At 72.7% G+C, this 25365-nt stretch carries 11 protein-coding genes; all 11 read right to left on the bottom strand.

Annotation, left to right across the window (positions count from 1 at the left end; all coding sequences use genetic code 11):
- Positions 1–29: 29 nt before the first annotated feature.
- Entirely contained in the window at positions 30–1499 is a 1470-nt protein-coding gene (locus tag PZB75_RS25120) for an MFS transporter (protein WP_275537559.1), read from the bottom strand.
- 34 nt (positions 1500–1533) lie between these two features.
- Positions 1534–9951, bottom strand: a complete 8418-nt coding sequence (locus PZB75_RS25115) for a type I polyketide synthase (protein ID WP_275537558.1) — start codon at positions 9949–9951, stop codon at positions 1534–1536.
- Positions 9952–10016: 65 nt separating this feature from the next.
- Positions 10017–10880 carry an alpha/beta hydrolase gene (locus PZB75_RS25110; protein ID WP_275537557.1) on the bottom strand — a complete coding sequence of 288 codons (864 nt, stop codon included), beginning with the start codon at positions 10878–10880 and terminating at the stop codon, positions 10017–10019.
- A 77-nt stretch (positions 10881–10957) separates the two neighbouring features.
- A complete protein-coding gene (locus PZB75_RS25105) occupies positions 10958–12529 on the bottom strand; it encodes a fatty acid--CoA ligase (protein ID WP_275537556.1) in 1572 nt (523 codons plus the stop codon).
- 47 nt (positions 12530–12576) lie between these two features.
- A complete protein-coding gene (locus PZB75_RS25100; RefSeq protein WP_275537555.1) occupies positions 12577–14031 on the bottom strand; it encodes a polyketide synthase in 1455 nt (484 codons plus the stop codon).
- Positions 14032–14035: 4 nt separating this feature from the next.
- Positions 14036–20464, bottom strand: a complete 6429-nt coding sequence (locus tag PZB75_RS25095) for a type I polyketide synthase (protein ID WP_275537554.1) — start codon at positions 20462–20464, stop codon at positions 14036–14038.
- 70 nt (positions 20465–20534) lie between these two features.
- Positions 20535–20933, bottom strand: coding sequence for an acyl carrier protein (locus PZB75_RS25090; protein ID WP_275537553.1), 399 nt, complete (start codon positions 20931–20933; stop codon positions 20535–20537).
- Between the two features lie 7 nt (positions 20934–20940).
- Complete coding sequence (locus PZB75_RS25085) at positions 20941–21507, bottom strand: FcoT family thioesterase (RefSeq protein ID WP_275537552.1); 567 nt, start codon at positions 21505–21507, stop codon at positions 20941–20943.
- A 121-nt stretch (positions 21508–21628) separates the two neighbouring features.
- Positions 21629–22831 carry a cytochrome P450 gene (locus PZB75_RS25080; RefSeq protein ID WP_275537551.1) on the bottom strand — a complete coding sequence of 401 codons (1203 nt, stop codon included), beginning with the start codon at positions 22829–22831 and terminating at the stop codon, positions 21629–21631.
- A 100-nt stretch (positions 22832–22931) separates the two neighbouring features.
- A complete protein-coding gene (locus tag PZB75_RS25075) occupies positions 22932–23819 on the bottom strand; it encodes a TauD/TfdA family dioxygenase (protein ID WP_275537550.1) in 888 nt (295 codons plus the stop codon).
- Between the two features lie 579 nt (positions 23820–24398).
- On the bottom strand, positions 24399–25337 hold the full coding sequence (locus tag PZB75_RS25070; RefSeq protein WP_275537549.1) for a beta-ketoacyl-ACP synthase III: 939 nt from the start codon (positions 25335–25337) through the stop codon (positions 24399–24401).
- Positions 25338–25365 lie beyond the last annotated feature (28 nt).

Genomic DNA, 25365 nt, shown 5'->3' with positions numbered 1-25365 from the left:
CCTGTCGGCACCGTGCGGCCGTCGGTCGGTCAGGAGACCGTTTCGCCGGCCGGGTCGCTGTGCGGGAGCTGTTCGCGGGGCGTGTCCCGCGCGTCCCGGCGGACACGGAAGGCCAGCGGTGCCGCCGCGGCGACGAGGCAGCAGAACGCCGTGATCCAGAACGCCTGCCGGTAGGCGCCCAGGGTGGGGAGGCCCAGCTGCTCGATGGTGTCGCCCGCCAGGGTCGCGCCCAGCGCCGCGGTGCCCACCGCGCCGCCGACGGTGCGGAACACGGCGTTCATTCCGTTGGCGATCCCGCTCTGAGCGGCCGGGACCGCCGAGTTGATGGCCGCCGGCATGGCCGTGTAGGCGAGCCCCAGCCCGAATCCGAAGGTCGCGGAGGCGATGTAGAGGTCGGCGGGGTGCCCGTTCGCCACCGCCAGGAAGCCCATGGCCACCGCGGAGAGCAGACCGCCGAGCACGAGTGGGCCCCTCGGGCCGCGGCCGGCGATCATCCTCGCCCCGACGGGCGCGGCGACCATGCTGCCCACGGCCGAGGGGAGCAGCATCACCCCGGCGCCCAGCACGCTGGCGCCGAAACCGTAGTGCGCGAACTTCTCGGGTGTCTGGGCGAAGTTGCTGATGACCAGGAAGCAGCCGTACATGCCGAATCCGAAGAGGGCGCCGGACAGGTTCGTGAAGGCGACCACGGGATTGACCAGCATGCGGATGCTCACCAGCGGATACGGCACCCTCAGCTCGACGACGACCCAGCAGGCGCCGAGCACGGCCGCGACCGCGAAGAGGCCGACGACCCTGCCGGACGTCCAGCCCCACTCGTTGCCCTCGCTGACCGCGATCAGGAAGGAGCACAGCCAGCCCGCGAGGGTCAGGGCGCCGAGGGGATCGGCCTTGCCCACCGGATCGGTCCGCGTGGAGCGGGGCACGCCCACCACGGTCACCACGATCGCCGCGACGCTGAAGACGAGTCCGGCCCAGAAGACCGAGGTGTAGCTCCAGTGCTCCATCAGCAGGCCCGTGACGACCAGGCCGAGCGCGCTGCCGATGCCCATCGACGCGCTGATGGCCGCGATGCCCGAGGGAATCCTCGGCGCCGGGAACCGGGTGCGCACCACGCTGATCGCCAGCGGCACCACACCACCGCCCGCGCCCTGGAGGACCCGTGCGACGACGAGCAGCGCGAACGAATCGGTGCTCACCGCGAGCACCGAGCCGAGTGCCAGGCCGCCGAGGGAGACCAGCAGCATCGGCTTGTGGCCGTAGAGGTCGCCGAAGCGGCCGAGCAGCGGTGTGAGCACCGCCGCCGCCAGCAGGTTGGCGGTCATCAGCCACGCCACGGTGCTGCCCGACACGTGGACCGCGGCGGCGAGCGAGGGCAGGATCGGCACCACCGATGTCTGCACCACCGTGAAGGCGAGCATGCCCAGCACCAGCCCGGCCAGGATTCGGTTCTGTCCGGATGAGGCCGGTCTCGCGTCCGGTCCCGAAGTCTGGCTCATTGTCGCTGTCTCCCGTTGGTCGGCCGTGGGGGTCTCACTGTCCGGGCGGCGTCGGTCCGCTCCCGTGGTCGAGCGCGTCGCCGAGGTGGCGCGCCATCTCCCGCGCGGAGGGATGGTCGAAGGTGAGCGTGGTGGGCAGCCGTAGACCGGTGGCGGCCGTCAGACGGCCGGTGAGTTCCAGGGCGGTGAGTGAGTCGAGGCCAAGATTCCAGATCTCGGCGTCCGGATCGACGGCGCCGGCGTCCGCGTATCCCATCACCGTCGCGATCTGGTCACGGGTGAACTCCAGTAGCGCGGAGGGCCGTTCGTCGTTTTCGAGCAGGGCGAGCCGGTCCCGGAGGGTACGCGCGACCGTTGTTCCGCCGTCTCCCTCGCCGGCCCGCCCGCGAGGGGCCAGGTCAGCCAGGACCGGGGCGAGGTCCGCCGAACGGCGGCGCAGGGCGGCGCCGTCGAGCGCGGCGGGCACGAGCACGGCCTCGTCGGCGGCGAGCGCCGCGTCGAACAGCTCGACACCTCGTCTCGGGGACAGCGGGGCGAGCCCGGATCGCGCCATTCTGGCGACGTCCGCCTCCGTCAGCGCCGCCGCGAGGCCCGCGCCCTCGCCCCACAGGCCCCAGGCCAGCGAGACCGCGGGGAGTCCGAGCGCCCGGCGGTGGTGCGCGAGGCCGTCCAGGAAGGTGTTCGCCGCCGCGTAGTTGGCCTGCCCCGCCCCGCCGAGGATGCCGATGACCGAGGAGAAGAGGACGAACGCCGTCAGGCCGTCGTCGGCCGTCAGCTCGTGCAGGTTCCAGGCGGCCGTGCTCTTGGCGCGCAGCACGCGCTCCAGCCGCTTCGGCGTCAGCCCGGCGACCGTACCGTCGTCGAGCACTCCCGCCGCGTGCACGACGGCGCCCAGCGTGCCCCCGGCGCGCACCCGGGCGAGGGCTTCCGTCAGGGCACCCCGGTCGGCGGCGTCGCACGCCAGGAGCGTGACCCGTGCCCCGAGCGCGGTCAGCTCCCGGGCGAGTCCGGCCGCGCCGGGGGCCGCCGGGCCCCTGCGGCTCATCAGCGCCAGGTCGCGCACCCCGTGCCGCTCGACCAGGTGCCGGGCGAGCAGCCCGCCGAGCGCACCGGTGCCGCCGGTGATGAGGACGGTACCGCCGGGTGCCCAGGGGGCGCCGGCCGGGGAGGTGCGCGCGCGGCGGACGGCCGCCAGCCGGGGCCGGTGCACGACGCCGGCCCGGACCGCGCTCTGCGGTTCGCCGGACAGGACCGCTCGCGGCAGGCCCTCCGCTCCCGGTTCGACGTCGACGAGCACGAAGCGGCCGGGGTGCTCCGTCTGGGCGCTGCGGACCAGGCCCCACACGGCGGCGCCCGCCGGATCGGACACCTCGTCGCCCTCGTGGACGGCGACCGCGCCCGAGGTGACGAACACCAGCGGGGTCGACGCGAGGCGGTCGTCGCCCACCCATTCCTGGACGAGCCTGAGGGCCCGGCGGCTCGCCGGGATCAGCGACTCGCCGGCGCTGTCGCGCTCTCCCACGCAGGAGACCACGACGGCTTCCGGCAGCGGGGTACGGGAGCCGACGAGGCTGTCGAGGGCGAGCAGGTCGGCGCGGATGTCCACGCGGACGCCCGCGCCCTTGAACACGCCGGTCAGGCCCAGGCTGTCGCTGCCCAGGACCGTCCACGGGCCCGGTGTCCGGCCGGTCTCCGTGACGGGGGCGGCCGGCCAGGTGAGCCGGTGCAGCGCGCCTCGGCGGGCGCCGAGCGCGGCGTCCAGGTGGGCGGGCGTGGTCCGCCTCAGGAGCAGGGAGTCGACGGACGCGACGACGGTGCCCGTGGCGTCCGCGAGGACGACCGCGACGGTGAGTTCTCCCGCCCTGGTCCGCCGCCCCACCGTGCTCACCCGCGCCCTGAGGCGTCCCACGGGCGCCGCGTGCGCCATGACGCCCCGCCAGACGAAGGGAAGCGTGGGGCCGTCCTGCGGCCTCGCCACCAGCACGGCGTGCAGCGCGGCGTCGAGCAGTACGGGGTGGATCTCGTGCCCGGTGCGCTGTTCCGCGCTCCCGTCGGGGAGTTCGACCTCCGCGAAGACGTCGTCGCCGCGCACCCACAGGGCGCGCAGCGCCCGGAAGGCCGCTCCGTAGCCGAGTCCCCGGTCGGCGAGCCCGTCGTAGGCCCCGGCGATGTCCACCGGCTCGGCTCCGTGCGGCGGCCAGCTCGCCGGTTCGGCGTCGCTCGTGGCCGCCGCGCTATCGGCGGGCTCCAGCCGGCCGGTGGCGTGCCGGGTCCACTCCCCGCCCGCGGCCTCCCGGGGGCGGGCGTGCAGCGTGAACTCGCGCCGCCCGTCGGTTCCCGGGCCTGCGACGCTCACCCGGACCTGTGTGCCGGTGTCCTCCTCCAGGACCAGTGGCGCTTCGAGTACGAGTTCCCCGACGCGCCCGCAGCCCGACTCGCGTGCCGCGTGGACGGCCCAGTCGGCGATGACTGCGCCCGGCACCACCGTGGCGCCCAGCACCCGGTGGTCCGCGAGCCAGGGGTGGGCGGCGAGGGACAGCTCGCCGGTGTGGACGACGCCGTCGGTGGCCGGGAGTTCGACGGCCGCGCCGAGCAGCGGGTGCCGGGCGGGGTCGAGTCCGGCGCGCGACAGGTCGCCGGTACCGCGCGCTGCCGGCGGGAGCCAGTACCGCTCCCGCTGGTACGCGTACGTCGGCAGGTCGACGGTGCGCGCGCCGGTACCCGCCAGGGTCGCCGCCCAGTCGACGTCGGCGCCGTGCGCGTACAGCTCGGCGAGGGCAGTCAGAAGGCTCTGTTCGGCGGGGCGGCCCCGGCGGGCGGCGGCGGCCACCACCGAGCGGGGGTTGTCCGGCAGATCGCGCCGCACCATCGGGGCCAGGACCGCGTCGGGCCCCAGTTCGAGGAAGCGGGTGACTCCGGCCGCCGTCAACGCCCGTACGCCGTCGCCGAAGCGCACGGCGCTGCGCGCGTGCCGGACCCAGTGGTCGGCGGAGCAGAGTGTCGTCGCGTCGACCGGCCGCCCGGTGACGTCGGAGACGACGGGGATGACCGGCGGGCGGTAGTCGAGGGTTCCGGCGACCCGGGCGAACTCGGCCAGCATCGGCTCCATCCGCGCCGAGTGGAATGCATGACTCACCGTCAGGCGGCTGGCCCGGCGCCCGCGTTCGCGCCACTCGTCCAGGAGCCGGACCGCCCAGCTCTCGTCCCCGGCGACGACGACCGCGCGGGGCCCGTTGACCGCGGCGATGTCCGCGGCGGCGCCGTGCTCCGCGAGCCAGTCGGCCGCCTCGCGTTCGGTCGCCTCCAGCGCCACCATGGCTCCGCCGGAAGGGAGTTCGCCCATCAGCCGGGCCCTGGCCGTGACCAGCAGGGCGGCGTCGGCCGGTGAGAGCACGCCCGCCACGTGCGCGGCGGCCAGTTCGCCGACCGAGTGTCCCAGCAGGAGGTCGGGAACCAGGCCCCAGCGCTCGACGAGCCGGTACAGGGCGACCTCGAAGGCGAACAGCGCGGGCTGGGTCCACTCCGTACGGTCCAGCAGGGCCGCGCCCTCGGTCCCGGGTTCCGCGAACATCACGTCGCGCAGCGGGCGTTCGAGGTGCCGGTCCAGCGTGTCGCAGACGGCGTCCAGCGCTCGGGCGAAGGCCGGGTGGGCGGCGTACAGTTCGCGCCCCATCCCGGGGCGCTGGCTCCCCTGTCCGGCGAACAGGAACGCCAGGCGGCCCGCCGTCGCCGTACCGCGTGTCACGTTGTCGGCGGGGGCGCCGGTGGCCAGTGCCCGCAGTCCGTCCGCGAGTTCCGCCGGATCGCGGGCCAGCACCACGCCCCGGTGGTCGAAGGCGGTGCGGGTGGTGGCCAGGCTGTGGCCGAGGTCGGCCACGTCCGCATCGGTCGACGCCGCGTGGGCGCGCAGCCGCTCGGCCTGCGCGCCGAGCGCGGCGGCGCTCCCGGCGGTGAGCGGCAGCGGGACCAGCCGGGTGCTCCCCGGCCGGGTCGCCCGGGGCTCCTGGGCCGACGCCGGGGCCTCCTCGATCACCACGTGGGCGTTGGTGCCGCTGATGCCGAAGGACGAGACTCCGGCCCTGCGGGGGGCGCCCGTCCCGCCCTCCCAGGGGACGTCCTCGCTCAGCAGCCGTACGGCTCCGGCCGACCAGTCGACGTGCGGCGAGGGGGTGTCGGCGTGCAGCGAGCGCGGCAGCAGCCCGTGCCGCATGGCCATCACCATCTTGATCACCCCGCCCACCCCGGCCGCCGCCTGGGTGTGGCCCGTGTGCGACTTGAGGGAGCCGAGCCACAGCGGCCGTTCCGCGTCCCGGCCGGGGCCGTGGACGGCCAGCAGCGCGCCCGCCTCGATCGGGTCGCCGAGCACCGTGCCGGTGCCGTGCGCCTCCACCGCGTCGACGTCTCCGGGGCGCAGCCCCGCGGAGGCCAGGGCGTCGCGGATCACCCGTTCCTGCGCCGGTCCGTTCGGCGCGGTGAGCCCGTTGCTCGCGCCGTCCTGGTTGACCGCGGAGCCGCGCACCAGCGCGAGCACCGGGTGCCCGTGCCTGCGGGCGTCCGAGAGCCGTTCCAGCAGCAGGACACCGGCGCCCTCGCCCCAGCCCGTGCCGTCGGCCCGCGCGGAGAACGGCTTGCACCTGCCGTCGGCGGACAGCCCGCGCTGGCGGCTGAACTCCACGAACATGCCGGGACCCGCCATGACGCTGACGCCGCCCGCGAGCGCCAGCGAGCACTCGCCGCTCCGCAGGGAGCGCGCCGCGAGGTGGAGGGCGACCAGCGAGGAGGAGCAGGCCGTGTCGATGGTCACGGCCGGGCCGCCGAACCCGAAGGTGTAGGCGAGCCGCCCGGAGAGCACGCTCGGCGACGAACCGGTCAGGACGTACCCCTCCAGGCCGCCCGCCGGTTCGTCCAGCCGCGGACCGTAGCCGCTCGGCATGGCGCCGACGAAGACACCCGTACGCGTCCGGTCGACGGCCCCCGGCACGATGCCCGCCCGCTCGAAGACCTCCCAGCCGGTCTCCAGCAGTATCCGCTGCTGCGGGTCCATGGCCAGCGCCTCGCGGGGGCTGATCCCGAAGAACGCGGGGTCGAACAGGGCCGCTCCGTCCAGGAATCCACCGCTGCGCGTGTACGTGGTCCCCCGGTGGCCGGGGTCGGGGTGGTAGAGGCCCTCGATGTCCCAGCCCCGGTCGGCCGGGAACCCGCGGACGGCGTCCCGGCCGCCGGTCACCAGGCGCCACAGGTCCTCCGGTGACTCGACGCCGCCGGGGTAGCGGCAGGCCATGCCGACGACGGCGATCGGGTCGTCGTCGGCAAAAGTGGCGGGTGCGGCCCCGGCGCCCCAGGAGTCCGGGGCGTCCGGCGCGCGGGAGGACAGCCGGGTCAGCCGGTGGGCGAGCGCGGCCGGGGTCGGGTGGTCGAAGACCAGTCCGGCCGGCAGCGGGATTCCGGTGGCCTCGCTGAGCCGTTCCCTGAGCTGGACCGCGCCCAGCGAGTCGAAGCCGAGGCCCTGGAAGGACATGCGGACGTCGACGGCCGACGGGTCGTCGTGCCCGAGCACGCGCGCGACGTGCCGCCGGACGAGGTCGAGGGTGTCCGCCTGCCCGGCGGGCCCGGCCGGCTCCCTGGTCCCGACGGCTCCGGTCAACTCCCTCGCCCCGCCGCCGCGTCGGTCCGGCCGGACGGTCTCCGGGCGTTCCGCGGCGGCGGGCCGGGGACGCTCGCTCTCGGCGTCCCCGGCCCGCGCGAGCGGCGCCTCGATCCAGTGCCGGCGCCGCTGGAATGCATAGCCGGGCAGCTTGACCCGGCGGGCCCCCGTTCCGGCGTGGAGACGTGCCCAGTCGACGGGCACGCCCCGCACGTAGGCCGCCGCGACGGCCTCCAGGAAGCGGCCGGTGCCCGATTCACCGCGTTGCAGGGTGGCGACGGCGGTGGCGTCACCCGCGCCGACGACGCCGTCCGCGACCGCGTCCTCGATGGTGTCCAGCGCCCCGGCCACGAGCACGGGATGGGGGCTGATCTCGATGAGCACGGTGTGGCCCGTCTCCAGCAGGGCCCGCGTCGCCCGCTCGAACCGCACGGTCTCCCGCAGGTTGCGGTACCAGTACGCGCAGTCGAGGCGCGCGGTGTCCAGGAGTCCGCCGTCGGTGCTGGAGTAGAACGGAATGTCCGAGGAGCGGGGGGCGATGTCCGCCAGCGCGTCCAGGACCTCCTCGCGGACGGCCTCGACCTGCGCCGAGTGGGAGGCGTAGTCGATGAGGATGCGGCGGGTGCGTACGGAGTCGCGCTCCAGGTCACCGGCGAGGGCGGCCAGCGCCTCGGGGGTGCCTCCGACGGCGGTCGAGCGCGGGCTGTTGACCACCGCCACGGACAGTTCGTGCGGCGAGTGCTCCAGGTAGGGCACGACGCGGTCGGCGGGCAGCGCCACCGACAGCAGTCCGCCCGTCCCCGCGATCCGGCCGATGGCCCGGCTGCGCAGGGCGACGGCGCGGGCGGCCTCCTCCAGGGTCAGCGCCCCGCAGACGTACGCGGCGGCCAGCTCACCCTGGGAGTGCCCCACCACGGCGTCGGGTTCCACCCCGTGGGAGCGCCACAGCGCCGCCAGCGAGACCATGACGGCGAACAGCAGCGGCTGGACGACCTCCACGTCGTCGAGGCCGGTGTCGCCGCGCAGGACCTCGGCCGGGTCCCAGTCGACGTACGGCGCCAACGCCCGCCCGCAGGCGGCGAGTTCGTCGCGGAACACCTCGGAGCGCTCCAGCAGGCCGCGGGCCATGCCGGTCCACTGCGAGCCCTGGCCGGGGAAGACGAAGGCCACCTTGGCCGGGCCGCGTGCGACGCCGCGGGCCGTGCCGGTGGGCAGCTCACCGGCGGCGAGCCCGTCCAGTGCCCTGGTGAGGCCGTCGCGGTCCCGGGCGACCGCGACGGCGCGGTGCTCCAGCGCCGTGCGGGTCGTCGCGAGGGACAGGCCGACGTCGGCGGGGCCGAGGCCGGGGTGAGCGGCCAGGTGGTCGCTGAGCGCGCGCGCCTGGGCGGCGAGTGCCTGGCGGCTCCTGGCGTGCAGCGGCCAGGCCAGGACCGGTGGTGCCGTACCGGGTGCCGGGGCGTCCGGCACGGTGGCGGGGCGGGGCGCCGGGCCCAGTACGACGTGGCAGTTGGTGCCCCCGACGCCGAAGGAGCTGACGCCCGCCAGCAGCGGCTGCGCCGGGCGCGGCCAGGCGCCGTGCCGCCGCCGGACCTCCAGGGCCAGCTCGGCGAGGGGCAGCCGGGGGCCGGGGGACTCGAAGTTGAGGCTCGCGGGGAGTTCGGCGTGCGCGATGCTGAGGGCCGCCTTCAGCAGGCCGACGGCGCCCGCCGCGCCTTCGAGGTGGCCCACGTTGGTCTTGGCCGACCCCACGAGCAGGGGCGCGCCGGGCGGACGGGCCGCCGCGAACACCGAGCCGAGCCCGCGGGCCTCCAGTTCGTCGCCGCGGGCGGTGCCCGTGCCGTGCAGTTCGACGTACTGGACGTCGGCGGCGGCCACCCCCGCCCGGCGCAGGGCCGTGCGGACGACCGCGCTCTGCGCCCGTGGGCTGGGGACGCCGACGGCCTCGCCGTGACCGTCGTTGTTGACCGCGCTGCCCAGCACCAGGCAGACGATGTCGTCACCGTCCGCCAGCGCTCGGGAGAGCGGCTTGAGGACGACGACCGCGCCGCCTTCCCCCCGGACGAATCCGTTGGCGCGCGCGTCGAACGTGTAGCAGCGCCCGTCGGGCGAGAGGACGCCGAACGCGTCCGCGCGCGCGGCCGATCCGGGTACCAGGTTGAGGTGGACGCCGCCCGCGACGGCGAAGGAGGACTCCCCCGAGCGGATGCTCTCGCAGGCCAGGTGGACCGAGACGAGTGAGGACGACTGGCCGCAGTCGACGGTGAGGCTGGGGCCGCGGAAGCCGAACAGGTGCGAGACGCGGTTGGCGATCATGCCCCGCTGCAACCCCGTGAAGGAGTGCCGGGTGACTCCCCGGGCCCCGTACCCGCTCAACAGCGCGTCGTAGTCGCCCGCGATGGCGCCCAGGAACACCCCGGCGGGGGCACCGGCCACGGTGTCGGCGGGGATGCCCGCGTCCTCCAGCGCCTCCCATCCCAGTTCCAGCACGAGCCGCTGCTGCGGGTCCATCGACGCGGCCTCGTGCGGCGAGATCCCGAAGAAGCCCGCGTCGAAGTCGCCGACTCCCGCGATGAAGCCGCCCCGGCCGACGGTGTCCCGGGGCACCGCGCCGGGATCGGCGGACCCGTCGGCGGGGTCCCACCGGCCGGCCGGTACGTCGGTGATGCCGTGCCGTCCCTCACGGAGCATCTGCCAGAAGCCGCTCGGGCCCGACGCCTCCGGCAGCCGGCAGGCCATGCCCACGACGGCGACCGGCTCGCCCAGGGAACCGCGTACATCGCTTCCGGTGCGTACAGACTGGCTGGTCATCGCTCTCACTTAGGTTGGTTACGGGTCGTAGCCGCCGCGCCCCGGTGCCGCTCCCGGAACAGCTCTCAGGCGATGGGCGTGGTGTCCCCGCCCGCGACGAAGGTCAGCACGTGCGTGATCACCGCGGGGTCGCCGAGAATCCGCCGGTGTCCGAGGCCGTCCGTCTCCAGCAGCCTGGCCCGGTCGCCGTACGCCTCGGCGATGGCGCGGCCCTGTGCCACGCCGACCTCCCGGTCCTTCTTGTCGTGCACCACGAGCAGCGGCTGGGAGATCTCCTCGGGCCGGTGCACGGGGGAGAACTCGTGCCAGAAGTCCGGTTCCGCCGCGAAGAGTTCCTCGGAGCGGCGGCGCAGTTCACCCGCGTACGACTGCCGCAGGCCGAGCTGGTGGCAGAACAGGCCCGGCAGTGCGCCGAAGTCGCCCTCCGACGCGATGGAGACCAGCCGGTCCGCCTTGATCCCGCGGCGCAGGGCCAGATAGGCGCTGGTGCCGCCGAACGAGTGCCCGATGATCGCCCGGAACGGGCCGTGCCGTTCCTGGAGTTCCCGCAGGACCGCGAGATGGTCGAGGACCGTGACGTTCCTGCCGCCGGAGTCACCGTGGCCGTAGGCGTCGTACGACACGGCGCTGATACCGCTCCGGTTCAGCGCGTGGACGAAACCGGCGAAGTTGGCCGCCCGGCCGCCGAACCCGTGCAGGAGCACGACCGGGCGTTCGCCGTCGCCCCAGCGGTAGGTGACCAGGCGGCGGCCGTCGGTCGTCAGCTCCTCGACCACGGCCTGATCGTGCACCGGCCGCTGCGCCTCACGCACCGTGTCGCGGGACTGCGGTTCGCAGAAGAGGCGGAACACGTAGCCGCCGAACAGGCGCGGGGAGAGGTACGAGGCGGCGTTCAGGACCCGCCGTACGGTCGTGAAGGACGGACTCATCGGACCACCTGGGTTCCGCCGGGCCGGTGGGCGGCCGCGGCATCGGGGACACGTTGCGAACCATGCTGGCAGCAGACTCAGTTCACGTTGCGCTTGCGGTCTCGCCAGAAGGTGTCGCGCAGCTCACGGCGGAGTATCTTCCCGCTGGGATTGCGCGGAAGCGTCTCGACGAACTCGTACCGTACGGGGATCTTGAAGTCCGCGATCCTGCCCTTCATGAACATCATCAGTTCGCGCGGGGTGGCGGCCGCCCCCGGCCGCAGCGAGACGCATGCGGTGACCGACTCGCCCCACTGCTCGTCGGGCACGCCGATCACGGCGGCGTCCGCCACCGCCTCGTGCCGGGTGAGCACGTTCTCGACCTCGGCCGGGTAGACGTTCTCCCCCGCCACGATGATCGTGTCCTTGATCCGGTCACAGACGAACAGGTAACCGCCGTCGTCGAGGTATCCGGCGTCGCCGGTCATGATCCAGCCGTCGACCAGCGTCTTCGCGGTCGCCTCGGGAAGGCCCCAGTACTCGATCATGTGCGAGGGCGTGCGGACGCACACCTCGCCGATCGCGCCGTCGGGCAGGCGCTCGCCGTCGCCGTCGACGATCTTCAGCTCGAATCCGGGGTACGGGCGGCCGGCCGCCTGCATCCGGGCGCCGCCCACCACGTGCTCGTGCGGGGGCAGACAGACCGCCGTGTTGCCCGTCTCGGTGAGTCCGTAGATCTGCGCGAAGTCGCAGCCGACACGCTCGATGGCCTCCTCCAGCAGCCGCTCCGAGATGGGCGAGCCGCCGTAGACGACCTTGCGCAGCGTGGCGAAGTCCTCGTCGCGCGCGCCTCGTTCACTCAGCAGCATCTGCAGCATGGAGGGCACCACACAGGCCGTGGTGACACCGAGATCACGGACCAGCCGCAGCGCGTCCGCGCCGTGGAACATCCGCATGGATACGTTGGTGATGCCCGCGTTGAAGCCCTGCGTCGCCCACCACAGTCCGCCCACGTGGAACCCGGGGATGCCGATGAGGCTGACATCGCCCTCCCGCCAGTCGATCCACTCCACTCCCCCGGCCGCCTGCGCGTCCCGCACCTTGAAGAAGCTGCGGTGGGCGAGCACCACGCCCTTGGGCAGCCCGGTCGTGCCGCTGGTGTAGAGCTGGGCGACCGGATCGTCCTCCTCGGCGGTGCCCGGCAGGTCGTCGTCGGGGTGTCCGGCCGCCCAGCGGCCGATTCCGGCCCCGGCGCCGTCCGCCCCGTCCACCGTCACGATCGTGACCGGGTGCGGGAGCGAGGCGGCGGCCTTCTCGCCGATGGCCTGGAACTCCCGCTCCACGAAGAGGAGTTCGGTGCCCGAGTCGCGCAGGATGTGATCGACCTCGCTGACGGTCAGCCGCCAGTTGATGGGCACGATGACCGTCCCCGACTTGGCGCAGGCGAAGAGCACTTCGTAGTAGTGCTCCGACTCCTTGCCGAGATACGCGACCCGGGCCCGGCCGGAGAGGCCGGCCGCGCGCAGTCCGTGCGCCAGCCGGTTGCTGCGCCGGTGCAGTTCGCCGTAGGTGACGGTGCGTCCCTCGCACCGGACCGCCGGGTGCGAGGGGCGGTGTTCCGCGTGATGGGCGGCGGTCGCGTCGAGCGTCCGCAGGTTCGGGTAGTACATGTCGCTCCTCAGGTCCTCGTCGCTCGGCCCGCCGGCGCCGCGGGCGGTCAGCGCCAGATGTTCTCGGCGGGCCAGTGGGCACGCCCCTTGGTCACGGTGCGGCGCGGCGCGGGCCGCGGCTGTGGGGTGTCGGCGCCCTGCATCAGCACATGGGCGTTCGTGCCGGTGAAGCCGAACGCGCTGACCGCGGCGGTGGGCGGTCCTTCGGCGGGCCACGGCAGGGCGGCGCGAGGCATCGTCAGGCTCAGCCGCTCCCACGGCACCGCCGGGTCGGGCCGGTCCACGCCCGGCTGGGGCGGGACCGTCCGGTGGGAGAGGGCCAGCGCGACCTTGATGAGACCGGCCGCGCCGGACGCCGTCTCCAGGTAGCCGAGGTTGGCCTTGGCGGAACCCAGGTGGAGCGGCGGCGCGCCGGGGTCCGTACGCCGGTAGACCTCCGCGATCGTCTCCGCCTCGATGACACCGCCGAGCTGGGAGCCGTTGGCCTGGGCCTCGATGTAGTGCACCTGGTGCGGATCGAGTCCGGACTCCGCCAGCGCCTGGGACATGACCCGGCGCTGCGCCACTGCGGAGACGGCCGCCATGGAGGGCCGGTCGCCCTGCTGGTGGATGTCGCTCGCCCTGATGAAGGCGTAGGGCAGGTCGCCGTCCGCCTTGGCGTCACGCTCGCGCTTGAGCACCAGGACTCCGCAGCCCTCGCCGCGCACATGGCCGTCGGCCGCCGCGTCGAAGGGCCGGCTGCGCCCGGTGGGCGAGAGCATGCCCGCCCGGTCGAAGACGCCGGTGGTGAAGGGGGCGAGCATGAGGTGGCAGGCGCCGATGACCGCCATGTCGCAGTCGCCGCGGCGCAGCGCCGACACCGCGAGGTGCGCGGCGACCAGGGCGGAGGAGCAGGCGGTGTCGACCGTCAGCACGGGGCCGTTGAGATGGAGGCCGGTGGCGACCCGGGCGGCCGTGGCGCTCAGCGCACCGCCCGTGCCCATGTAGGGGGACAGTCCGTCCACGCCGAGGCCGTTGCGCAGGCAGGCGAAGGTGTACTCCACCGTGCTCACCCCGGCGAAGACGCCCACCCTGGCCGAACGGTCGAACGGCCCGGCCTCGTCGAGCGCTTCGGCCGCGCAGGTCAGCAGCAGCCGCTGCTGCGGGTCCATGTGGTCGGCCTCCTCGTCCGGGATGCCGAAGCGTTCGGCGTCGAAGAGGTCGACGGAGTCCAGGTAGGCGCCCTGCCCGAGCAGCCCGGCCAGGGGCGCGAGGTCGGGCGCGGAGACGTTCCAGCGGGGCCGGCCCGCGGAGTCGGTGGGTATGCCCCTCGGTTCGGTGAGGACGCTGCGTCCGCGCGCGAGTGCGTCCCAGTACTCCTCGGGTGTGTCGATGCGGCCGGGGAAGCGGCAGGCCATGCCCACGACCGCGATCCGTTCGGTCTCGCGCAGCCGCTGGCGCGCGAGCGCGAGGACGAGCTGTGACTTCGAGAGCTGCTGCAGGGACTCGATGTACTCCTTCACCCGGTCACAGCTCCATCATCGCGGCCAGTTCGGCCTCCGCGTCGGAGTCCGAGACCGTGCGCACGTCGTCGGGCGCGGGAGCCGCCGCCTCCGGCGCGGGCAGCAGCCGCTCCTCCAGGTACTCGGTGAGCACGCCGATCGACGGATGGTCGAAGACGATCGCCGTGGACAGCGGCAGCTGGAAGGCGACTTCGAGGGTGTTCTTGAGCTCCACGGCGGTGAGCGAGTCAAGTCCCAGTTCGAGGAACTTGTCGTTGGTGCCCACGTCGTCGGCGCTCTCGAAGTGCAGGAGCGTCGCGACGCGGGTCCGGACGATCTCGTTGATGGCGCCGCGGCGCTCCGACCTGGGCAGGGCGAGCAGCGCGTCCAGGTCGACGCCGCGCTGTCCGGCCGTGCCGGCTCCCGCCACCTCTGCGTAGAAGGCGTTGGCCGCGGGCCGTCCCGCGATGAGGCGTTCCCAGTCGAACTCGCCGATCATCACGTGCGCGGCCGGCCGCCCGAGTGCCTTGAACATCGCGCGGGCCCCGTCGGCGGGCCTCAGGAACTTCATGCCCTGGGACTCGATGTTCCGCATCAGGCGGCCGCTCAGCCCGGCCGCCATGCCCACCTCGGCCCAGGGACCCCAGCTGATGCTGAGCGCGGGAAGGCCGCGCGACGCGCGCCGGACCATGAGGGCGTCGATGAAGGCGTTGCCCGCCGCGTAGTTGCCCTGGGCCGCCGAGCCGACCACCGACGCGATGGAGGAGAAGCCGACGAGGAACGGCTCCTCGGGGAACCCGCGCAGCTCCTGGTCGAGGTGCCAGGTGCCGTACACCTTGGCCTGGAAGACCTTGTCGATGTCCTCCCAGGTCAGGGCGGACAGGGGCATGTCGGCGAGGACCCCCGCGGTGTGGAGGACACCGGCCGGCGGGTACGGGCCGTCCCTCAGGGAGTCGAGGAGCCGCCGCACGTCGTCCCGTACCGACACGTCGCACCGCACCGAGGTGACGCGCACGTCCCCGCCCAGCTCGGCGGCGTACGCTTCCGCGTCCAGCGCCGACAGCTCCCGTCGGCCGGCCAGTACGAGGTGCCGGGCGCCCAGGTCGACCAGCTTCCGCGCGGTGACCCGGCCGAGTGCGCCCAGGCCGCCGGTGATGAGGTACGTGCGGTCGCCGGCGATGGTCACCGGGCGGGCCGGGAGGGCGTCCTCGTCGACGAGGTCGATCACCAGTTTGCCCACGTTGGCGCCCCGGCTGAGCACCGAGAACGCCTCCTCGACCTCGTCGAGGGTGTAGCGGGTCGTCGGCAGCGGCTGAATCGCCCGCTCGTCGAGCAGGTCGGCGACGGTCTGCAGGATCTCCTTGTTGACCTTGAGCAGTTCCTCCTGCGGGAACTCGCTGAGGTCGAAGTTGTGGTACTTCACGTCCGGCCTGGCCTCGTGGGCCCGCTCCGGCGACCAGATCCCGATCTTGCCCAGCTCGACGAACCGGCCGCCGTCGGCGAGGGTGCGCATGCCCGCGGGGATGTAGTCCTTGTTGAGGCTGTTCAGGACTATGTCCACGCCCTTGCCACCCGTGGCGTCGATGACCTCGTCGGCGAAGTCGAGCGTCCGTGAGTTGAAGACGTGCTCGATGCCCTGGGAGCGCAGCAGCTCCTGCTTGCGCGGGCTCGCGGTGGCGATGACCTCGGCGCCGGCGAGCCTGGCGAGCTGCACCGCCGCCTGGCCGACCCCGCCGGCGGCGGCGTGCACGAGGACCCGGTCGCCCCGCTTGATGCCCGCGAGGTGGTGCAGCGCGTAGTAGGCGGTGACGTACGCGGTCGCCAGCCCGGCCGCCTGCGCGAAACCGATGGCGGCGGGCTTGCGCACGGCCATCGCCGAGGGCACGGTGACGCGCCGTTTCATGCAGCCGAGGTGGCTGAGCACGACCTCGTCGCCCACCTCGAACTCGGCCTCGGGTCCGGCGGCGACGACCGTACCGGCGCCCTCGAAGCCGAGCGGCAGCGGCTGGTGGTCGAGGCCGTTCTCCAGCGCGTGGGCCTTCAGCAGACCGAGGGCGTTGAGGACGTCCTTGAAGTTGAGGCCCGCGCAGTGCACCGCGACCTGAATCCGGTCGCCCTCGGGCGCGATGTCCGGTACGGGGACCGGCCTGACGTCGGCGAACTCCCCGTACTCCGTGATGGCCAGCTCGAAGTTCTCGTCACCGCCGTCGGCGGGCGGCACCACGCCCACCCGTCGCACGTGCCGCTGCCCGTCGCGGAAGGCGATCTGGAACTCGTCCTTCTCGGCGGCCAGCAGTTCGTCGGCGAGGGCGCGCCGGTCCCCGCCGACGGGGAGGTCGACCAGGGTCGCGCGGTAGGCCGGGTACTCGTTCCACAGCGTGAGGCCGAATCCCCAGAGGGTGGCGGCCGGGGACACCTCCGCGGCACGGCCCGGCCGGCCGGGGATGTCGCCGGGCAGCCGCTGGGCGCCCTCGGTCACCAGCCACAGGCGCTGTTCGCGGCCGAAGCCGTGCTCCTGGAGGGCGGCGAGCAGGCCGAGGAGTTCCCGGTAGTTCGTCTCGCACTCCGAGCGCAGTCTCTCGGTGCTGTCGACCGGTCCGTCCCCGCCGCGCCAGAACCAGCAGACGTCGGTGGGCCGATCGTCCAGCAGCCGGGCCGCCGTCGCGGTGTCCGGCGCGAACGACAGGGAGGCGCCGTGCGCGTCGAGGTGGTCGCGCGCGGACGCGAAGTCCTCCGGGGCGCCGTTGACGACCAGTACCCGGCGCTCGCGGCCGTCGCCCGGCCGTACCAGGGAACGCTTGGTCCAGCGCGGCGCGTGGAAGAGCTGCCGCCGCGAGGTACCGGCCGTCGCGGTGACCCGCTTGAGGCGGAAGCCGTGGACGACGAACACCGGCCTGCCGTCCTCGGTGAGCAGCATGTCGGCGGTCATCACGCCGTCGGCGTCCTCGTCGCCGGTGAGCCGCACCAGGCTGCGCAGCAGGCCCCCCTTGGGCTTCTTCAGCAGCCGGAACGCGCCGAGTCCGACGGGGAGATACGTCTGCGCGTCGCCCAGGACACCGGCCAGGGACTGTGTCACGTTGTCCAGGACGACGGGCGGCAGGTGCTCCAGCGGGCGGGCCGCGCAGCCGCGCAGCCGGCCCACCGAGACGTCCTCGCCCTGCCGCACCAGGTGCTCGATGCGCTGGAACGCGGGTCCGTACTCCAGGCCGAGGTCGGCGAACTCCGCGTACAGGTCGTCGGGACGGCGGGGCGGGTGCGTGGGACCGTCGGCCGACGCCTTGCGCTCCAGCCCGGCGGCGACGGCGGCGAGTTCGGGATGGGCCGCGTCCGGTGCGCCGATCCGCGCGGTGGCGTGGCAGCGCTCGATGGCCTTGTCGGTGTCCGCCGTGCGGCTGATGATCTCGGCCTCCGCCGCTCCGCCGGGAAGGGCGCGCAGCCGCGTGCGGACCTCGGTGGGCCGGTCGGCGGACAGGATGAGCGGCTCCAGGATGGTCAGGTCCTCCAGGAGCCTGTCGTTCTCTCCGTGGACCGCGTCCTGGAGCGCGAGCAGGATCTCGACGTAGCCCGCACCGGGGAAGACCGTCTGCCCCATGATCACGTGATCGACCAGGTAGGCCGGTTGTCCGGGGCTCACCGTCGCGCTGAACTCCCGTACACCGTCGGCGCGTTGTTCGTCCGTGGTGGTCTCGGCGCCGAGCAGCGGGTGGTGGGCGTGCGCGGGGTCGACCGCGCGCTGCTTGGAGTGCCGGTCGCCGACGATGGGCAGCCAGTACCGTTTGGTGTCGAAGGCGTACGTCGGCAGCGGCACCCGCCGGCCGCCGCGGCCCCGGTGGTGGCCCGCCCAGTCGACGGTCCGGCCGGCGGCGTAGTACTCGGCCAGGGAACCCTTGATCACCCCGGCGTCGGTGTCGCCCTTCGCCGAACTGCGCAGCCAGGCGTGTTCCTTGGGGTCCACGATGCGCTTGCCCAGACCGAGGAGCGTCGACGAGGGCCCCACCTCGATGAAGATGTGACGGCCCCGCTCGGCCAGGGCCGCGAATCCGGCCTGGAAGTCGACGGGCTCCGCGATGTGCCGCACCCAGTAGTCGGCGGTGGAGATCTCGGCGAGGTCGGCGACCCGGCCGGTGATGTTGGAGATGAGCGTGATCTGCGGCTCGCGGAAGGTGATGTCCCCGATCGCCTCGCGGAAGGCGTCGAAGACCTCGGCCATCAGCGGCGAGTGGAACGCGTGCGAGACCGGCAGCGGTTTGGTGCGCACGCCCCGCTCGGCGAGCAGTTCCGCGAGCGCCGCGACGGACGCCGCACCGCCGGAGACCACGCAGTGTCCGGGCGCGTTGAACGCGCCGAAGGACACGTCGTCGTACGCGTCGACGAGGGAGGCGACCTCGTCGGCCGCCGCCTGGACGGCCAGCATGGTGCCGGGCGCGGTCACGGACTGCATGAGGCGGGCGCGCGCGGCGACCAGCGCCACCGCGTCCTCCAGCGAGAACAGTCCGGCGACCGCCGCGGCGACGACCTCCCCGACACTGTGGCCGATCAGCGCGCTCGGCTCGACGCCCCAGCTCAGCCAGAGCCGCGCGGTGGCGTACTCCAGGGCGAACAGCGCGGGCTGCGTGAAGCGGGTCTGGTCGATCTCCCCGGAGTCGTCGGCGGTGCCCAGGAGCAGGTCCTTGACCGAGCGGCCGATCCGGTCCGCGAACAACGCGTCGCACCGGTCGAGGTGTTCGCGGAAGACGGGGAACGCGTCGTACAGCGATGCGCCCATGCCCGCGTACTGGGAGCCCTGTCCGGTGAAGAGGAGGGCCACCTTGCGCAGGTCGCGGTCGGCGGCCGGGGCGCGGTCCAGGAGCGCGAGCAGTTCGCCGGTGTCCCGGACGACGCCCGACAGACGGCTGCCGAAGTGGGCGCGCGCGACGTTGCTCGTGAAGCAGATGTCGGCCACGTCCTGCTCGGGGTGCGCGGCGAGGTGGCTTCGGTAGCGCTCCGCCTGGAGGGCCAGGGCCTTCCCGCTCTTGGCGGACAGCGTGAAGACGTGCCTGCCGGTACCGGCCGTCGGCTCGGCGGGCCGGAAGGCGGGGGCCTGTTCGAGCACGGTGCAGGCGATGGTGCCCGCGAAGCCGAAGGAGTTGACGATCGCGCGCCGCGTGGGCGCCCTCCACTCCCGGCCGGTGACGGGCACGTCCACGACGTACCGGTCCCAGGGGATGTGTTCGGAGGGCTTCTTCAGGTTGAGGTGGGGATAGACGCGCCCGTGGTAGAGCTGGAGGGCCGTCTTGATGACGCCGCCGATGCCCGCGGCGGCCTCCATGTGGCCGAGGTTGGTCTTCAGGGAGCCGACGACGACCGGGTTCTCCCTGGTGTGCGACCGGGAGAACACCGAGTTGACGGCGCCCATCTCGATGGGGTCGCCCAGGGAGGTGCCCGTGCCGTGCGCCTCCACGTACTGGATGTCGGACGGTTCGAGCAGGGCGCTCGCGAGCGCCGCGCGGATGACCATCTCCTGCGCGGAACCGTTGGGGACGGTCAGGCCGCCGCTCTCACCGTCCTGCCGCACCGCGGACCCGCGGACCAGGGCGAGGACGCGGTCGCCGTCGCGCTTGGCGTCCGAGAGCCGCTTGAGGACGACCATGCCGCACCCCTCGCCACGGCTGTAGCCGTCGGCGGCGGAGTCGAAGGTCTTGCACTCGCCGTCGACGGACAGCATGTTCGCCTGCGAGAAGACGATGTGGTTACGGGGGTGGTGGATCACGTTCACCCCGCCCGCCAGGGCGATGTCGCACTCGCCTCGGCGCAGCCCCTCGGCCGCCAGGTGCACGGTGACCAGGGAGGCGGAGCACGCCGTGTCGACCGCCATGCTCGGGCCGCGCCAGCCGAGGAAGTACGAGACCCGGCCGGGCACCGCCGAGTGGGCCGTGCCGGTGCCGATGCCCGCGTCCAGTTCCTCGTACGCCAGCGCGTCCGCCTCGATGGTGTAGTCGACGGTGGAGACGCCGATGTACACGCCGCCGTTGCCGTCGCGCAGCCGGGTCGGGTCGATCCCGGCCTCCTCCAGCGCCTCCCAGGCCGTCTCCAGGGCCAGGCGCTGCTGCGGGTCGATGTACTGGGCCTCCTTCGGTGAGATGTTGAAGAACTGCGGGTCGAAGCGGTCCACCTGGCCGAGGTATCCGCCGCCGAGGGTGCGGATCTTGCCCTTGACGTCCTCGCCGCCCGAGGAGAAGCCCTCCACGTCCCAGCGGTCGGCCGGGATCGGCCCCGTGCCCGACCTGCCTTGTTCGAGGAAGTCCGCGAACCCCTCCGGGGTGGAGTTGTCCCCGGGGAACCGCAGCCCGACGCCCACGATCGCGATCGGCTCGTACTTCTCCAGCAGGAGCTCGTCGAGCGCCTGGCGCTGTTCCTGGAGTGCCTGCCGGGCGGTCTCCAGCTCGTCCTGTACGTCCGGGCGCCGGTTGGACATGGTCGCTTCCTCCGCTCCGGGGACCGCGCTGCGCCCCACGGAATAGTTCATGGTCGGGCCGGGTGTGCCGTCATGCCTTGTAGAGGTCGGCCAGCAGGTCGTCGACGAGCTTCTTGCGTGTCCCGGGCACGGCGGAGGCCGGGCCGCCGGGCGCGGTGCCCTCGCCGAGCAGGGCGGGAAGGACTTCGGTGTGCAGGTGTTCCACGAGCCGGCCCAGGGTGGGGGCGGAGAAGAGCAGTGCGGTGTCGATGACACAGCCGAGCCGCTCTTCGAGCCGCTGTTTCGTCTCGGTGACGCGCAGCGAGGTCAGCCCGAGGTCGAAGTAGTTCTGGTCGAGCGGGATGTCCTCGTCGTCGGTCATGAGCAGCGCGGCGCGGAACTCCGTGCGGGCCAGCTCCTCGATCCGGGCCCGTCGCTCCGAACCGGGCAGCTTGCGCAGTTGCTCGATGAACGGCGTGGTCGTCGCCATGAGTTCCTCAGGAGGGGGTCTGGTGGGTGGTCGGGTGGGTGATGGCGACTCGGACGTCGCCGTGGCAGTTGCCGCCGTTCTCGTCCCAGTAGCGGCAGGAGGTGTGCAGGACGAGGAGCGGTTCCCGCAGGTCGTCGCCCTCCCACTCCACGACGTCGAGCAGCGTGATGTCACCGGAGAACCGGCCGCCGCGCATCGCGCGCTTGAAGCTGCTGCGGAAGTCCGTGATCAGGAAGTCCGCCAGCTGGCGCGCCCAGTAGTCCTCCATGGTCCAGGCGGACAGCGGCTCCACCAGCCGCTCCTGCACCACCTTGGCGACCGTGTAGTAGAGCATCTGGTTGTAACAGATGTTGAACTCGACCGAGTTGAAGTGGCCGGTGTCGTCGATGTAGCAGGATTCCGGGATCTCGAACTCGCAGTCGGCGGTGACCAGTCCGGGCCCCTCGGACGCGTCCAGGACCTTCAGTCCGGCCGACTTGAGGTACTGGCAGTTCTGGCGGTAGGGGCGCAGCACCTGAGCGAGCAGCGCGTCGTCGGTACCGAAGCCGACGGCGCCGGTACCGGGTTGGGTCAAGGTCGGCATCTCTCACTCCGGGCGGTGCGGGGAGTTCCCCGTGTTCCAGCGGATTCCGGCCCCGCGCCGTCCGGTCCGGAACGGGGCGGGACGAGGCGGGGCCGGGGAAGGGGACCGGGGGTCAGAACCGCACGGGAAGCTTGTACGGGACCCGGATGAGGTACGACGGGCGCCAGGTGATGTCCTCGGCGGGCACGGCCAGGCTCAGATCGGGGAAGCGGCGGACGAGTTCGCCCAGGGCGACGCGCAGTTCGTGGCGGGCCAGCTCCTTGCCGGGGCAGTGGTGCGGTCCGCGCCCGAAGCCGAGCTGGAAGTTCTCCTCGCGCCCGAAGTCCAGCTCGTCGGGCTCGGAGAAGCGCATCGGGCAGCGGTTGGCGGCGCCGAGCGAGATCAGCACCAGGTCACCGGAGGAGATCTTCTCGCCGCCGATCACCACGTCCTCGGCGGCGAAGCGCCGGATGCCGCTGTGGGTGGAACCGTCCCAGCGCATCAGCTCCTCGACGGCGTCGGGGATGATCTCCGGGTTGTTCCGCATCTGCTCGGCCTTCTCCGGGTGGTTGATCAGAGCGATCACGGAGGCGCCTATCTGGCCGACCGTCGTGTCGTAACCACCGAGCAGCAGGAAGAAGGTCATGCCGATCATTTCCTGATCGGTCAGCGGGTTGCCCTCGTTGTCCGTGGCCGAGACCCAGTAGGAGATGAGGTCGTCGTCCGGCTCGCGGCGCTTGAGGTCGATCAGCCGCTGTACGTACTCCAGAAGCTTCTCCGCGCCCGCGCGGGCCCTGGCGGGCTCACCGCCCAGCATCTCGTCGCTCCAGAAGCGGAAGTCGCCGATCTGGTCGTCGGGTACGCCCAGGATGCCGGTCGTCATGGCGATGGGGAGGGGGGCCGCGAGCCCGTCCATGATGTCACCGCCGCCGTTCGCCTCCATGGCGTCGAGCAGCCCCTTGGTGACCTCCTTGATGCGGGGCACCAGGGCCTCGACGCGCTTGGGCGTGAACGCCCAGTTCATGAAGCGGCGCAGCCGGGTGTGGATCTGCCCGTCCTCCATGTGGAGGTTGCCGGAGCGGACGATCTCGGGAAGCATCTCGCTCTGGTAGTCCGAGCCGGCGTGCCGGCGGTTGCGCACCAGGCGGCGGTCCTTGAGCGCCTCGCTGGCCTCCTCGTACCCCGTGATCAGCCAGGACTCGTTCCCGTCCGGCAGGGAGATCCGGTGCACCGTCCTGCCCGTCCCGTGCAGGGCGACATAGGTCGGGTAGGGGTCCTTGAAGAACTTGTCGTCGAACGGGAACGGGTGGTTCGGCGCGGACGGCGCAGTGGTCATGACGACCCTTTCTGGGGCGGAAGGCAGGGGGGGGTGGGACCCCCGGGGCGGAGGGCGGCGGGGACGGCGCCTCCGGGCCGGGACCGGGGGTGACCGGTGGTCAGGCGTCGATGCCCTCGTAGAAGGGGAAGCTGTCGTGCACGGTGACCCGGTAGGAGACGGTGGGCTCCGGCGTCGCCGTGTGCAGGGCGCGGTGGACCAGGCTGCGGTTGTCCCAGACCAGCAGGTCGCCCTTCTCGAAGGTCTGGAGATGGATGTTCTCGTGCTCGCACGTCTCGTCCAGCTGGCCGACGGCCTCCAGGACGTCACGCAGCACCGACTCGTCGAGCGGATCGCCGTCCGCGTCCCGCAGGCTCTCGGTGAACCCCTCGCTGACGTAGAGGACCTGCTCACCGGTGGCGGGGTGCTTGAAGACGGCCGGGTGCGGGGAAGCCGGGGTCTTGGTCTCGATCTCCTGGAGGATCTCTGAGATGGGCCGGTAGACGTCGTGCGGCCGGATCTTGAAGTAGCGGCGCACGCTCTGCACCGCCACGGCCCCTTCGAGGGAGTCCTTGAGATCCTGCGGGAGGGTTTCGTAGGCCCGGCCCATGTCGATGAAGAACGTGCCGCGGTTCTTCGTGGGAACGACCTGGGGGTATATCAGGGTCAGTCCGAACGGCTTCGGCATGAACATGTAGTCGGCGTGCCAGAACTTGCCCGTCTTCGGTACGCCTACCTGCTGTTCCCCGTCCTTCACGTTGGAGGAGACGAATATCTCCTGCACCTCGGGGTGCTGGTACATCGGCTCGTAGTACGTCTCCGGCGTGCCGAGGCTCCGGCCCAGTCGGAGGAACTGCTCCGGGGAAAGGTCCTGGTCCTTCAGGACCAGGATCTTGTCGCTGTAGACGCGGCTCTTGATCTCTTCGAAGTCGGCCGCCGTGGCCGTTTGGAGATCGAAGCCCTCGACCGTGGAGCCGAATTTCTCTCCGGACCGTCGATTGATTTCCATTGACAGCCTCTTCCGATAGTCGGACATTGCACCCCACCAGGCGCCAGGAAACGCTGCTAAAATGTTATCCCACAGCCCTTAAGAGCCCCTAAAAAATGGCTTTCGGCGGCCCGTGTGAAGAAAAGATCCACTTCACTTTTCGATCATTCACCGGCGGCTGCGTACCGGTTGGGGGCATGAATGTCCCTTTCCGCCCGTGCGGGCGGCGCGGCACCGGACGTGATCAGCGGGCCGGCCGGCCCGGCGGAGGAGGCCGGCTCGGGTGATCCCCTGGCCGTGGGGAAATGAAGGCAGGGCCTGCCGGTGACTCGGGGCCGCGAGGCCGTTCGAGTTCCAGGAGACCCTGTTGTGGTACTTCTACGCGTTGTCGTCGGCGGAGTTCAGCCCGGCCGCACGGCCGAGTGGGCGCATCACTCGGAGGTATGAAGACGCGGGCGGTGGCGTCGGCCGCCGGACCCGAGCCCGGCGGCGGGCACGCCGTTGCCGCCTCCGCGGTCCGCCGGCGCGACCCGGCGGGTGAGGGGCCGTCGGAGTTCGCGGCTCACCTGGGGATACGGCGGCCGGCGGACTCCCCCGCCGTCACGGGCATCGCACGATCTGCCCGGCGTACGAGAGGCCGCCGCCGAAGCCGAAGAGCAGGACGGGGGTCCCCTTCTCCAGCTCCCCGCGTTCGACGAGCTTCGAGAAGGCCAGCGGGATGCTGGCGGCCGACGTGTTGCCGGAGTCCACGACGTCCCGGGCGATGACCGCGTTCACCGCGCCGATCTTGCGGGCGACGGGTTCGACGATGCGGAGATTGGCCTGGTGCAGGACGACACCGCCCAGGTCCTCGGGAGCGATCCCCGCCCGTTCGCACACCTGCCGCGCCAGTTCGGGCAGCGCCGTCGTGGCCCAGCGGTACACGGACTGGCCCTCCTGGGAGAAGGTGCCGCCCTTGCCCTCGATGAGCACGGCCCGGCCCATCTGCGGCACCGAACCCCACACCACGGGGCTGATCTCCGGGGTGTCGGTGGCGCCGACGACGACGGCACCCGCCCCGTCGCCCACGAGTACGCAGGTGCTGCGGTCGGACCAGTCGACGAAGTCCGTCAGCTTCTCCACCCCGATGACCACGGCCTTGGTCGCGGAGCCGCCCTTGATGGCCAGATCGGCCATGGCGAGGGCGTGCGGGAAGCCGGAGCACGCGGTGTTGACGTCGAGGGCGGCGGGAGCGGTGATGCCCAGTGCGGCGGCGACCCGCGCCGCGACGTTGGGCGAGCGGTCGTGCGAGGTGCAGGTGGCGACGATGACCATGTCGATGTCCGCGCCGCTCAGACCCGCGTTGGCCAGCGCCTTCTGCGCGGCCTCCGCCGCCATGTCTGCCACCGTCTCGTCCTCGGCCGCGACACACCGCGTGCGGATTCCGACCCGGCTGCGAATCCACTCGTCACTGGTGTCCGTCACCCGTGCGAGATCGTCATTGGTCAGCACCTTCTGCGGCTGGTAGTGACCAAGGGCCAGGATGCGAGATCCAGTCATCGGTGAGTCCTTCTGGGCTGGGGTGTGT

This window comes from Streptomyces sp. AM 4-1-1, assembly GCF_029167625.1.
GTDB lineage: Bacteria > Actinomycetota > Actinomycetes > Streptomycetales > Streptomycetaceae > Streptomyces.
This window is presented reverse-complemented; position numbering and strand designations above follow the sequence as displayed.